The sequence below is a fragment of the Pontibacter rugosus genome (assembly GCF_042678745.1).
Classification (GTDB): domain Bacteria; phylum Bacteroidota; class Bacteroidia; order Cytophagales; family Hymenobacteraceae; genus Pontibacter; species Pontibacter rugosus.
The window spans coordinates 1-13,434 of record NZ_JBHTLD010000141.1 but is presented as its reverse complement, the minus strand read 5'-3'; the positions used below and the strand labels follow the sequence as shown (position 1 = coordinate 13,434).

General features: G+C 45.0%; 9 protein-coding genes. 3 read left to right on the top strand and 6 right to left on the bottom strand.

All coding sequences use genetic code 11. The annotated features are described in order from the left end of the window. From ACFQ2O_RS14570 to ACFQ2O_RS14560, 3 genes are all read right to left on the bottom strand, one after another. A partial coding sequence (locus ACFQ2O_RS14570) for a hypothetical protein (protein ID WP_377528951.1) occupies positions 1-343 on the bottom strand: 343 nt, incomplete at its 3' end. Between the two features lie 120 nt (positions 344-463). Beyond that, positions 464-946 carry a 2-amino-4-hydroxy-6-hydroxymethyldihydropteridine diphosphokinase gene (gene folK / locus ACFQ2O_RS14565; protein WP_377528947.1) on the bottom strand — a complete coding sequence of 161 codons (483 nt, stop codon included), beginning with the start codon at positions 944-946 and terminating at the stop codon, positions 464-466. Then, positions 939-1,784, bottom strand: coding sequence for an alpha/beta hydrolase family protein (locus ACFQ2O_RS14560; protein WP_377528943.1), 846 nt, complete (start codon positions 1,782-1,784; stop codon positions 939-941). The genes folK and ACFQ2O_RS14560 overlap by 8 nt, the downstream gene beginning before the upstream one ends. Before the next feature lie 279 nt (positions 1,785-2,063). On the opposite strand from ACFQ2O_RS14560, the gene ACFQ2O_RS14555 reads away from it, so the two are divergent. Then, positions 2,064-3,041, top strand: a complete 978-nt coding sequence (locus ACFQ2O_RS14555; protein WP_377528939.1) for a polyprenyl synthetase family protein — start codon at positions 2,064-2,066, stop codon at positions 3,039-3,041. A gap of 662 nt (positions 3,042-3,703) precedes the next feature. On the opposite strand, the gene ACFQ2O_RS14550 is transcribed toward ACFQ2O_RS14555, so the two are convergent. Then, the gene (locus tag ACFQ2O_RS14550) at positions 3,704-4,882 is read right to left on the bottom strand and encodes a peroxiredoxin family protein (protein ID WP_377528936.1); all 1,179 of its coding nucleotides are present in this window, start codon (positions 4,880-4,882) and stop codon (positions 3,704-3,706) included. A gap of 277 nt (positions 4,883-5,159) precedes the next feature. Here ACFQ2O_RS14550 and ACFQ2O_RS14545 point away from each other — a divergent pair, with 277 nt between their 5' ends. Then, positions 5,160-7,439, top strand: a complete 2,280-nt coding sequence (locus tag ACFQ2O_RS14545; protein ID WP_377528932.1) for an aconitate hydratase — start codon at positions 5,160-5,162, stop codon at positions 7,437-7,439. Between the two features lie 141 nt (positions 7,440-7,580). Here the strand turns inward: ACFQ2O_RS14545 and ACFQ2O_RS14540 are convergent, their stop codons facing one another. Beyond that, positions 7,581-10,865: a S8 family serine peptidase gene (locus tag ACFQ2O_RS14540; RefSeq protein WP_377528930.1), complete on the bottom strand. Its 3,285-nt coding sequence runs from the start codon at positions 10,863-10,865 to the stop codon at positions 7,581-7,583. Between the two features lie 248 nt (positions 10,866-11,113). Here ACFQ2O_RS14540 and paaN point away from each other — a divergent pair, with 248 nt between their 5' ends. Beyond that, complete coding sequence (gene paaN, locus ACFQ2O_RS14535) at positions 11,114-12,787, top strand: phenylacetic acid degradation protein PaaN (protein ID WP_377528928.1); 1,674 nt, start codon at positions 11,114-11,116, stop codon at positions 12,785-12,787. Between the two features lie 51 nt (positions 12,788-12,838). On the opposite strand, the gene ACFQ2O_RS14530 is transcribed toward paaN, so the two are convergent. After that, positions 12,839-13,135: a hypothetical protein gene (locus ACFQ2O_RS14530; protein ID WP_377528925.1), complete on the bottom strand. Its 297-nt coding sequence runs from the start codon at positions 13,133-13,135 to the stop codon at positions 12,839-12,841. Between the last annotated feature and the right edge of the window lie 299 nt (positions 13,136-13,434).

Sequence of the window (13,434 nt, the reverse complement as noted above, 5' to 3'; positions counted from 1 at the left end):
CAGTATCATAGTCAAAAGATAACTTTAGAGGTAGCCAATTTTTATTATAGAAACCATTATTGTATAAGTCTAATACATTCAGGATATTTTCGTCAATTGCTTTACGGAATCTATCAAACAGGTCATAATCTGTGCTTGCATATGACCTACCTTTATATAATGGAGCATAAGATCCGCTATGCACTAATACATGAAAATCAATCTGTGGTACTCCATCAGGAATTAAGTGCTCATTATCGGTTGGGTCAATAAAGGAGACTTTGTCAAAAATTAGTAAAAGCTTTTTTAATGTAATATCATCAAGAGGTTGATGATGAATGACAATCGCTTCTAATTCTTCCATGTCTTTTTTATTTTGCCCAACTACTGTATATAAGGCACTGTTCCGGTTATTAGCCCTTTAACTGGAGTGTTTAGAACTGTAATACTGATCGACCTTATTGCCATACAATATAATCAGACATTATGAATATAGCCATACTTTCAGTTGGTCGGGGCAGGAGTTTGTAAGTTCAGTTATACTTTCTTTCAAAATAGGGTGTTCCAGCTCAGGAGCAATTTCAGCTAAGGGCAACAGGGTGAATTTACGTAGGTGCAGTTGTGGGTGCGGAATGGTCAGGCGCTGGGTCTGCACCACCACATCATCATAAAAAAGAATGTCGATATCTATAACGCGACTGCCCCAGTGTTCAAGCCTCACGCGCCCCAGCTCCTGCTCAATAGCGTTTATACTTTGCAATACCTGTTCTGGCAGTAAATCTGTTTCTACCTCCAGCACCTGGTTCAGGAAGTTTGGCTGGTCTGTTTTACCCCAGGCAGCCGTTTCGTAGATGCTGGAGCTTTGGGTAACATGGCCCACTTTATTGTTTATACTTTCACGGGCCTGTTGTAAGTATAAAGTACGATTGCCGAGGTTACCGCCCAGCAGTAAGTATAGCTTAGGCATGTTTTTGGAAGAAGGTTATACTTAGCTCTGCTGCTTGGCGTGCAGCTTCGGGCAATACCTCCGCATCAAACGGGTGTTTGCCACCAAACGAGTGGTTTGCTTCAGGTAGGAGGTGAAGTTCAGCGTCAGGCTTCCATTTTTTTAGGTCATGAGCCATTTGTGTCGGCAATGTTTCGTCCTGCTCCCCATGCAGCAGCAAAAGGGGTTGCTGCACCTTTTTAATTACTTCCGGAATATCTAGGCGGTGCTTGTTCTGGTAATAATCCTCCACAATCTGGTAATACAGCGGCATTTGCTGCCCCGTTCTGCCATTGAGCACATACTGCACACCATCGTTTTTCCACTGCTCCATTTGCAGAGCGTCCCAGCGGCTGTCGTAGTCATTTACAGCAGCCCAGGTGGCAACAGCTTTTACACGTGGCTCTTCGGCAGCTTTCAAAATAACGGCTCCACCACCACGGCTGTGGCCTATCAGGTATATGCGTTTCAGGTCGAGCTCCTTTTTTTGAACAGGAGGGTTGTCAGAGTGCAGCAAGTCTATCAGCGCCTGCATGTCATCTAGCTCCATGCTAAAGTTGTTTTGCCCAAAAGCCTCCATGTCATGCATATCAGAATGGTCTTCTACGGTGGTGCCGTTATAAGCAAAATTGAATTTCAGGAACACAAAACCACGCTCTGCAAAATATTTAGCTAATAAGTTAAAGTGGCCCCAGTCTTTAAAGCCTTTAAAGCCATGAGCAAATAGCACGACAGGCTTAGCTTTACCATTCGGCTGATAGGAGGCGTCGGCAGTAAAAGGGCGGCCGTGCTCAGGATATACGACAAAGTCTACTTTCATTTTTATTGATTAATCTGGTGCTAATACCCAGGCTGGTTTATCAGTAAGTTTATACTGTGCGAAGTAAGCAACATGTATTGCTCTCTATAGTTATACATTTTGGAGTGAGATAGTGTTACTGTCTTACGCCAACCCGTGATTAGCTCTTAAATGTAGTAATTTAAACCAAGCCCAAAGGATTTACTCAGCCAAAGCCTATGATTTATGAAAGGCCTTAATGTTTTAGCAGTGTCTGTTTGGAAACCACTCTGGTAGGCTGTAATATTGCGAACGTAACAGATGAGCATAAGCCTAAAAGAAATACAGGCGCCGATAGCGCCCGAGATGCAGCAGTTCGAAAAGAAGTTCAGGGCTTCCATGAAGACCCGGGTACTGCTTCTGGACCGGATCATGAGCTACATCGTGAAGCGCAAAGGAAAGCAGATGCGGCCTATGTTCGTTTTCTTCTCGGCTAAGCTCTTCCACGAAACCATTTCAGAAGCAACTTACCGTGGTGCAGCTCTTATCGAGCTATTGCATACAGCCACGCTGGTGCATGACGATGTGGTGGACGATGCTAACTATCGTCGTGGCTTTTTCTCTGTGAATGCCCTCTGGAAAAACAAAATTGCCGTACTCGTTGGTGATTATCTCCTTTCTAAAGGCCTGTTGCTCTCTTTGCAGAACGACGATTACGAACTGCTCAAAATCGTATCGAATGCGGTGAAGGAGATGAGTGAAGGGGAGTTGCTGCAAATAGAGAAAGCCCGCCGCCTCGATATCACTGAGGAAGTATACTTTGATATCATCCGCCAGAAAACAGCCTCGCTAATTGCCTCTTGCTGTGCTGTAGGAGCAGCATCTGCCGGTGCCTCTAAAGAAGACATTGAAAAAGCCCGCCTGTTTGGTGAGAAAGTAGGAATAGCCTTTCAAATTAAAGACGATTTGTTTGATTATGGCACCGCTGAAATCGGAAAGCCCGTAGGTATCGACATTAAGGAAAAGAAGATGACGCTGCCGCTTATACATGCGCTGCGTGAGGCCGACTGGTTTACAAAGCGTAAGGTGATCTATAACGTGAAGAACAACAACGGTGACAACAAACGTGTGCAGCAGGTTATTGATTTTGTGAAGCAGTCAGGTGGCATCGATTATACTATCCAGATGATGAACCGCTACCATGCTGAGGCGTTGGCCATACTTCATACTTTCCCTGAGTCAGCTTCCCGTCGCTCGTTAGAGGATCTGATTGCTTACACGATAGAGCGGGAGAAGTAGAGGTTAACGCTGTGCCTGTTCTGGCGCAAGCGTCCGCTTGTGCATTCGACTGCTCCGGCTATACTTTAATATTTCCGCTGGCGCTAGCTTTCAGCTAGTGCCTACTATGGTGTAGAGCTTCCAGCTCTACTGGCTCGCAGAGCCAACCCTTTAGTAGCATTGGCTATACTTGATAAAACCCTACTACCGCAGCCTCAGCTAAGCTATCCTTTCTAGTTCCTGCTTACTCTCCAGCTCCCATATACCTATTGTTTTACCTTTTGCTTTAGAGCGCTCAAGCCCGCGAGGGCCCGTCTTCGGGCATCGCGCTGGGAGCTTTTCTTTGCTCGCTATCGCTTTGCAATCCCGCTCACGCAGGACCGAAAAACTCCAAAGGCGCTCAACCCAAGGACTGGAAATAGTCAGATAGTTGCTGATAGCGTAGTCTGAACCCAAATTCCCCTCCTAGGGACTTATCTTGTAGGGAAAAATACACTACTGCTTCAGATTTCAACTTGAAGCTTTTCATGGGGCAATTTTTCAAGAGCGTGAGTATACGGACTATAAACCTGCCACGAAAGCTGAAAGCTTTCCCCATTTCAACCGCAAGATGAAATCTTGCGGTTGTTTGTTTATCCTACAAGTTGAGCTCCGAGGAGGGGCAAGGATGTATTCAGGTAAACCTACTTCTCAGCAAGTAGCTGATCCATTGTCTTGTTAAAATCGGCTACAAACTCTTCGTAATACTTGCCTGTGCCTGGCCCGGAGAAGCCGGTATGGATTTTACGCACTTTGCCATCACGACCGATGAAAATAGTAGTCGGGAACGACATCACGTGGTTCAAAGCTGGCAGCGCTTTGGCAGCAGCTTCTTTGTCAGATACCCCAGCTACCAGTAAATCATAGTTGATATCTAAGCGGTCTTTCATTTTTTGCAGGCGGGCAGCGGCTTTTTCAAATTCAGGGCTGCGCTCAAAACCAAGGCCGATGATTTCCATGCCACGGTCTTTGTTCTTGTTGTAATAAGGAACCAGGAATTGTGTTTCGTCCAGGCAGTTTGGGCACCAGGTACCCAAAAGCTGTACAATCACCACTTTGCCTTTATACTTGTCATCCGACAGCGATACTTGCTCGCCCTGCAGGTTTGGGAAAGTAAAAGACAAAGACTCGTACCCCGGCTTCAGGTAAGTAAGCGTATCGGCACTGGCTAGTTCAGCATTAGGGTTGCGCTTGGCCGTCCAGCTTTCGTAACCGTTCATGCCTGCATAAAAATCACCTGTAAGGGTGCTGTCGCCTTCTGGTTTAGCAGTAAATAAATAAGCGTGGTTTCCGTCGAAAGTAGAAAGTTTCAACTCGTTGCCGGAAACTTGTCCTTCCAGGTAGCGGTAGTCTCCTGTTTCTGTTAGAAAGGTGCCGGTTACATAGGTATCCTTTTGCTCAAATACGCCAATTGCTTTATAGCTGCTACCTTCCTTATCAGCGAAAACAACATCCCATTTGCCGTTGAAGTCATATGTGGCAGGAGCAGGGTTGGCAGCAAAACGATTCTCATTGCCTCGCTCAGCCGTGAAAGGTACGGCATACGGTGTGGCAGTGTCATTTTTTACAAAACGGCCAGACATTTTATCACCATCAACTTTGGCGATAAGATCAGCATCAAAAATGTGTAGACCAATTTTTACCGAATCATCCTGCTGCTGAATATCATCAACCAGAATGCGTTCTTCGCCATTCACCAGGTACAACACTGTTTTACCGTCCTTTTCCTCCGCTTCCATAAGGAAAGGAATTTCTACTCCCTCAGTGTGTTGTAAAGCAACACGCCAGGTGCCGGTTTGTATAGTGTTTTCTGTAGATGTCATGGATGTACAGGAGCTTATTAATTGCGTAAGAGTGATTGCCAAAAACAAAAAGAGGCTTGTATGGGTATTAATAAAGTGATGTTTCATGTGATAAACATAAGAAATATAACGGCGCAAAAGTACAGCTTATGTCTTTAAAATCCGCATAGGTGCCATTATGCATGCATATTAATGTACCAACCTATATTCATGTATACTAATGTTTTTGAAGATATTTAGTTTTCGTACATTTGTAAACTTCATTTAATAGAGTATAAAACACTAACAATAGCAAACTATGGCATTTGATTTAGAAATGATCAAGGCAGTATATGCCGGCATGGAAGAGCGCGTTAATGCTGCCCGCCAGGCAGTAGGCCGTCCGCTCACCCTGACAGAGAAGATCCTGTATGCACACTTATATGAAGGTGCAGCAAAACAAGGTTTTGAGCGCGGAAAGTCTTACGTAGATTTTGCTCCGGACAGAGTGGCGATGCAGGATGCTACGGCACAGATGGCTTTGCTTCAGTTCATGCAGGCTGGTAAGCCTCAGGCGGCAGTACCGTCTACTGTGCATTGCGACCACTTAATTCAGGCTCGTACGGGTGCTGATTCTGACTTGCAGGACGCTTATAACGAGAACAAAGAGGTTTATGATTTCTTAGCTTCTGTATCTAACAAGTATGGCCTTGGCTTCTGGAAGCCAGGTGCAGGTATCATTCACCAGGTAGTGCTGGAGAACTATGCTTTCCCGGGCGGTATGATGATCGGTACTGACTCTCACACGCCGAACGCGGGTGGTTTAGGTATGGTTGCCATTGGTGTAGGTGGTGCTGACGCGGTAGACGTGATGGCCGGTATGGCTTGGGAACTTAAGTTTCCGAAAGTTATCGGTGTGAAGCTGACTGGTAAAATGAGCGGCTGGACTTCTCCAAAAGACGTTATATTGAAAGTAGCCGGTATACTTACTGTAAAAGGTGGTACGGGTGCTATCGTAGAATATTTCGGTGAAGGTGCTGAAAGCCTGTCTTGTACTGGTAAAGGTACAATCTGTAACATGGGTGCAGAAATCGGTGCTACTACTTCCGTATTTGCATACGATGAAAAAATGCGCATTTACCTGAACGGTACCAAGCGTGAAGAAATTGTTCAGCTTGCTGACGAGGTGGCACACGTACTTCGCGCAGATGACGAAGTATACGCTGACCCAGCTGCATACTATGATCAACTGATCGAGATTGACCTTTCTACACTAGAGCCACACGTAAACGGTCCGTTTACACCGGATGCTGCCTGGCCAATATCTCAGTTTGCTGCTGTGGTTAAAGAGCACAACTGGCCAGCTAAACTAGAAGTAGGTTTGATCGGTTCTTGTACTAACTCTTCTTACGAAGATATTACGCGTTCTGCATCCATAGCTGCACAGGCTGTATCTAAAAATCTGGAGGCTCAGGCTGAATTCACTATCACTCCTGGTTCTGAACTAGTGCGTTATACTACTGCCCGTGATGGCTTGTTAGATACTTTCGCAGAGATGGGTGGTGTAGTACTGGCTAACGCTTGCGGTCCGTGCATCGGGCAGTGGGCACGTCACACTGACGATCCAACGCGTAAGAACTCTATCATCACGTCATTCAACCGTAACTTTGCAAAGCGTAACGACGGTAATCCGAACACACACGCGTTCGTGGCTTCACCAGAAATCGTAACTGCTTTCGCTATTGCCGGTGACCTTACCTTCAACCCGCTTACTGATACGCTGACTAACAGAGACGGACAGCAGGTAATGCTTGATGAGCCACAAGGTGTAGAAATGCCATTGAACGGTTTTGCAGTAGAGGATGCAGGTTATACAGCACCAGCTGAAGATGGCAGCACTGTAGAAGTTGTGGTTGATCCTGCTTCTGACCGTCTGCAATTGCTGGAAGGTTTTAAGCCTTGGGAAGGTACAGACCTGAAAGGCCTTAAACTTCTGATCAAGGCGCAAGGTAAGTGTACTACTGACCATATCTCTATGGCTGGCCCATGGTTGAAGTACCGTGGCCACCTCGACAATATTTCTAACAACATGTTGATCGGTGCCATCAATGCTTTTAACGGTGAGTCTAACAGCGTTTACAACGACATGACGCGTGGTTATGATACAGTACCTGCTACGGCTCGTACGTATAAGGCTGCTGGTATCGGTACTGTGGTAGTAGGTGACGAAAACTATGGTGAGGGTTCTTCTCGTGAGCACGCTGCTATGGAGCCACGTCACTTGGGTGTTCGTGCCGTTATCGTGAAGTCTTTCGCGCGTATCCACGAAACCAACCTGAAGAAGCAAGGTATGTTAGGTCTTACATTTGCAAACAAAGCAGATTACGATCTGATAGAAGAGACAGATACAATTGATATTCTTGGTTTAGAGGATTTCAAAGAAGGCCAGCCGCTAAAAGTGGTGCTTCATCACTCAGATGGTAGCGAGGATAGCTTTATGGTAAACCATACTTATAACCAAGGTCAGATTGATTGGTTCAAAGCCGGATCTGCTCTAAACTTGATTCGCTTGCTGCAGAAACAGAACGCAGGAGCTTAATTGCTCTGCCTGTAGTATAAAAAGAGAAAGGCCTCACCAATCGGTGAGGCCTTTCTATTTTTGAGCCTGTTTAACTTTACACTTTGCGCTGCAATTTGAGCAAAATATAAAGTTAAACAGGCTTTTTTATACCTGCTATACTTAAGGTTTAATAACTACAATCCGTTTTACGATGTTGTAATTGCCATACCTAATAGTTGTAAAGTAGACGCCTGCTGCCAACTCTGATAGATCAACGGTTAACTCTCCTGCTAGCTGATTGGTGTGCAAATAGCTGGTTCTGCCCATTAAATTAGTTATTCCTATACTTGATAAGTTGTATAACTGATTTGTAGTACCATCAGTAAGCTTAATGTGCAGCAGACCAGTGGTAGGGTTAGGGTATAGCTGCACCAGGTTCTGAATAGCTTCTGGAATGGCAGTGGGGATCCTCTCGGTTACGAGTATCTCTTTGCGTATAGTTGCTTCGGAGCAGTTAAACCTGTCTGCTACTGTTAACTGCACCTGGTAAGTGCCTGGCTGTTCAAAGGTGGTGGTAAAGGTTTCTCCTGTTACCGGCCATGCATTATCTATAACCCAATGGGCTTCTTTGCTGTATCTGCTTTTATTCGTGAACGTTACTGGTGTACCCGCTGCTATTTCGTCTGCAGAGACTTCAAAAATCGGCTCTGGTGTTTTTGGCAGAGAGAAAATGCCCGGTACTAATTTGCTTTCAAACAAAGAATCCACACTTGCGGCATAAATAATTTTCGGTTTGTTCAGGTTTTCAATTTCATAGGACGAACTAGTAGCTACCAGAACTTGCTTTTGGTCCTGCTCTACATAAAAGTTAAAGTTTTTACCTCCTTCAGGTGTCCATACTACGTTACTCCCGGCGCAAATAGTATCAGCAAAGGCAATAGGAGCAGGGCTGGTTCTAAAGCTGTTATACTTTTGTTGTGCCGCAGCAGCATGTTTTTTTAGCTCATCCAGGTTATCAGCCGCTAACACAGCGAAGGCTACGATATTAGTAGCACCAGGTGCCACATCAATCGTATGAGCCCCTACCACATGCGATACATTACCACTTGCATGTTTGCCTTTTTCGCTACTTTCAGCAGCTCTGGTGAGCGTCTTAAACTTCTCCTCTGTTGTAAAGCCATCTTCTATATTGATGTCTCCTGCTACAGTACCCTCGTTTGTGAAAGCGAAATGCGTAGGCGTTTCACGTGTCAGCAACTTAATGCCAGCATAAGGCAGAGGTTCGTTAGTATTGTAAACGTAGCCCATCTGTGTTGCTTCATCCCAATCTGCCGCATTCTGGTAATACAGTCCAATGTCCCAGTCTGCAAAAAGGCCTGTGTATAGTTTCTCAAAAGGCGCGTCTGTAATATTTTTGATGTGATACTCCAGTATGACAAAATCCTGAGATGGTGCCTCATCCCAGGCATAGCCAATCTGCTTTACCTGCACCCCTACATTGGCTTCGTTGGGAGTATGGTGATTGTCGTGCATCACGGTTCGTACTTCCTGTTTGGCCAACGGAGTATTGTGGTAGCTTTGGGCAAAGCTGGTGGTCACAAAGTCTTCATCGCTTTTGTTTTCGGCATTATGGATATTGTCTGACACTTGTTCCGGTGAGGTAGCAATCATCAAACCACCTTCAAATAAAAGCGGGCTACTCCCCTTATAAACCACACCTTCGCCTTGAGAGAAGTTAAAACCGTTATAGCCAAAGTTTCCTTTGCTGTTTAAAGTTACGTGCAGGTTATTTGCAGTCAAGGCTTTATAGTCAGGGTTTATTTCAAGTTCAAAATACTGGAAGTCTGAATAGTCGCCATCGGTATAGCCTAAACGCAAGTAAACGGTCAGGTTTATGGGAGCGTCCTCTGAAATCTTTAGCTGGAAAGGCTGGTTGCCGGTAGAAGCGTTTTCCATAGTTCCGAGGCTGCCAAGGCTGGCTGTGCCACGCGTTATACTTACGTATGGCGATGAAGAAGTAAGAGTTGCTTGCAGTGAGGAAGTAGGAGATAGTAAGTTGGTAAAGCTGGCATCTATACTTACCGTGCTTCCTGCTACACGATGTTGTAAAGGAGTGATAGGGGTAAAGCTGGTGCATCGTACAGCCTTCAAGTCTTGGGCTATAAGAGCCTTCTTAACGTTTAGACGTCCGGAGCCAAGCATTTCCAGGTAGGGCTGATTTCCTTCTAACTGATAAATATGATCTGTGGTAGCGCGTAGCCTTGCCGCTATTTGCCTTGCGTTCAAAGTCGGGTAATGCTTGCGTACCAGGGCCGCAGCGCCAGCAACCATAGGCGATGCAAAAGAAGTACCTCCAGCATTGCCATACCTTGTATCCGTTGCGCTGGATGCTGTGTAGATATTGGCGCTTGGAGCGATAAGGTCAATCTGGTAATTATAGGTATGGTCTGCGAATTTTACATCTGTGTTGGCAGCACCACCCACTGATACCACATTATTGTAGGCAGCAGGGTATATTTTAATAAAATCGTTTGTGTTACCAGCTGCGGCAATTATAAGTACATCTTTTTCAAGCACAGCATAGTTTATGACATCTTGCTCAAACTGAGAGCTTCCTGTTCCGCCCCAGGATAAGTTAATAACCTTACAACCTTTGTTAGCAGCGTAAACGATAGCTTCGTAACCTCCAAACTTGCCTCCGCTCTTTTTAGACGTAAAAACTTTAATAGGCATAAACTTAGCATGGTAGCCTAAACCGGCTATGCCGGCTGCATTATTTGTTGCCGCTGCTGCCACTCCTGCCACAGACGTTCCGTGGCCTTTAGAGCCGTTTACATCGTCTAAAAAGCTAACATCATTGTCGCCATCAGCAAAGTCCCAGCCAGTAAAATTGTCAACTAAGCCATCTCCATCATTGTCTATGCCATCAATCGGGTCGGCATAATTGCGTTTTACCTTGGTCTTAAGGTCCTGGTGCGTAAGGCGAAAGCCTGTATCAAGTATACCGATTACGACGTTAGTGTCTCCCTTTTCTACGGCCCATCCGCCATAAGCCTGCACCTGCTTCAGGTAAAACTGTGTAGTTTTAGTAGAGTCAGCAGCAGGGTCGTTAGGCTGGTGGAACGGCTCCCGGATATAAAGCGGCTCTACGTAAGCCACCTGCCCCGTATGAAGCAAGGCTGCTTTTACCTGCTCAAAGGTAAGGCTGGAAGTATAGTCTACCTCATAAATCAACGACAGATCAACGGCAGGCGCTGCCTTGCGGGCATTTTGCATGGTAGCTGTTGCCGGAAATTTTTGGTGTACCTGTTTTGCCCCTACCTGTTGTAGCGCCTGGCTCATACTTGTGCCCTGGTTTGGAGATGCTAGTCGGAGTTGCTGTGGCTTTAGCTTATAAACTACTTTATTGGGAATGGTATTAGCACCAAAATCCAATTTTCGATCCTGTGCAAAAAGCTTTGGCATCAGGAGTAAAGAAATTAAAATGAAGCAAAAGGCATGCTTCAGGCAGAAGGAAGGGGTAAACATTTGCGCTATAAAAAAAGGGATTATATGTTTTTAGAGATCAATCAGTTATTTTCTGATGTACAGCAAAAGTATCAAATTTCTGCGTTATGAAAATCATACTTCCACCTCCGACTTCAATTTTTTTTACGTATCTTTCCTTCTGTTGACTTAAACGTTAAAATGTTCCATTCTATAAATTATTAACTATGAATTTGAATTTGATGGACAAGCATCAAGATATAATTGATAAGGCAGTACAAGCGTTGCATGAGCGCACTTTTTTTGCACAATATCCAGAAAACCCTATGCCTGACGTGTATGGTGAGAATGCAGATAAAGAAGGTAGGGAGAAGTATAAAACACATTTGAACACTCAATTCACCGAGTTACTTCAGGAAGATCCGGAAGCTTGGGTAGGGCAGGAAGAGTCGCCGTATGAGCAACAGCCGCTAGGCGTAACATATCCTTTCTTTTCGCCGGAAACGCTGGTATCACGTGCTGAAGAAGCATTTCACCAGTGGCGTAAGGTGAAGCCTGCCGATCGTGCTTCGTTATTGGTAGAGGTATTGGAGCGTATGAAAACACGCTTCTTTGAAATTGCCTATGCTACAATGCATACTACAGGCCAAGCTTATATGATGTCTTTCCAGGCATCAGGGCCGCATGCCGCTGACCGTGCACTGGAGGCTATTGCCTCTGGCTACGAGGAGCAGACACGCTTTCCGGTAAGTACCGAGTGGGAAAAGCCAATGGGTAAGTATAACCTGAAGCTGAACAAAAGCTGGAGAGCTGTTCCGAAAGGAGTGGGACTTGTTATTGGCTGTTCCACCTTCCCTACCTGGAATACAGTGCCTGGTATGTTTGCCAGTCTTGTAACAGGTAACCCTGTTATTATAAAGCCACACCCGAAAGCTGTACTGCCAATTGCCATTGTGGTGGCAGAGGTGCAGAAAGTGTTGCAGGAAAACGGCTTAACTCCTAACATTTGCCAACTTGCAGTGGATGCTGATGATAGGCTGATCACTAAAGACCTGGCCGAAAACCCGAAGGTAAAACTGATTGACTATACAGGTGGAAATGAATTTGGTAACTATGTAGAGGGCCTGCCTGGTAAAGTAACGTTTACGGAAAAAACCGGCGTTAACTCCATCATACTGGACTCTATGGACGACTTGGATAAAGTAGCGCAAAATCTTGCTTTTTCTGTAACGCTTTATTCAGGCCAGATGTGTACTGCGCCGCAGAACTTCTATGTGCCGGAAGCAGGCTTAAAAGTGGGCGGCGAAACGGTGCCTTATGAAGAAGTGGTGGAGAAAATTGCAGGTGCCGTAACAGCGCTTGTAAACAACCCTAAAGCAGGTCCGCATATTCTTGGCGCTATCCAGAACCCGGCCACTACAGAGCGTATCAAAGGTGCTGGATCAGTAAAAGGGCGTGAGGTATTAAGCTCTAGTGATTTCAGCAACCCTATGTTCGCTAACGCTCGTACCTGCACCCCTGTAATATACGAAGTGGATGCTACGGAGAAGGAAAGCTACAGCCGCGAGTTATTTGGACCTGTTGTACTCATTATCAAAACTAAGAGCACAGACCAGTCTATTGAGATTGCAAAAGATATGGCTACCAGCCATGGCGCTATATCGTGTGGAGCTTATACTACAGATCCTGCTATAAAAGAGAAGATCATGGACGAGATGAGTTTAGCAGGTACGCCTGTTTCATTTAACTTAACAGGGGGTATTTATGTTAATCAAAATGCCAGCTTCTCTGACTTCCATGTAACAGGAGGCAATCCGGCAGGTAATGCTTCTTTCACTAACCCTGAATTCGTGATCAAGCGATTTACATGGGTTGGTTTCCGAGAACCTGTGCAAGGCTAATATTATAGTTACAAAAATGCCCCGCAACATTTATTTGTTGCGGGGCATTTTCTATTTCATCATACTATCTGCATCGTTGTGCAGGTTGCTGATATTATCATGCAAATCATGCCAGTGCTGTGACTGGTTACTAGGGTCGTCTACTTTTTGGGCTATAAGCGTCCGCTTTCTTTCCAGTGCCTCTATATGCTCCTGATAGGTGTTGCTTGAATCGGAAGTGGTCGCATTCAATCTGCCTTGAAGCGTTTTGATTTTGCTATCCAGCTCATCCAGGCTTTTCTGCACCTCACCTTTGGTCAGGTGGTTCGGAGCGCGCATATTCTCGGGTTTCAAAGGGTATCTATCCATAATTGTCTTTTTCAATGTACAAAAAGCTACTAAGCGCCTACTGTTAATACTGCAAAACAGCTTAAAAGGATGTATCAGCACAGCCAAATGTATACTTGTATAATATCATGCTTTTGACTTAGAGCTTGTATAAATTTCGTTTTGCAATGCAAAGGATCAATTTTAAACATGCTTTTAACAACTTTAACAGGTTCAATCAAATCTTTGATGGAGTTTCTGTTTTATGGGTTGTTTCTCAAAATCGTGAAATTTTTAGCCTCCACGGAACTTATTGATGATATATATCACTAATAAAGAAA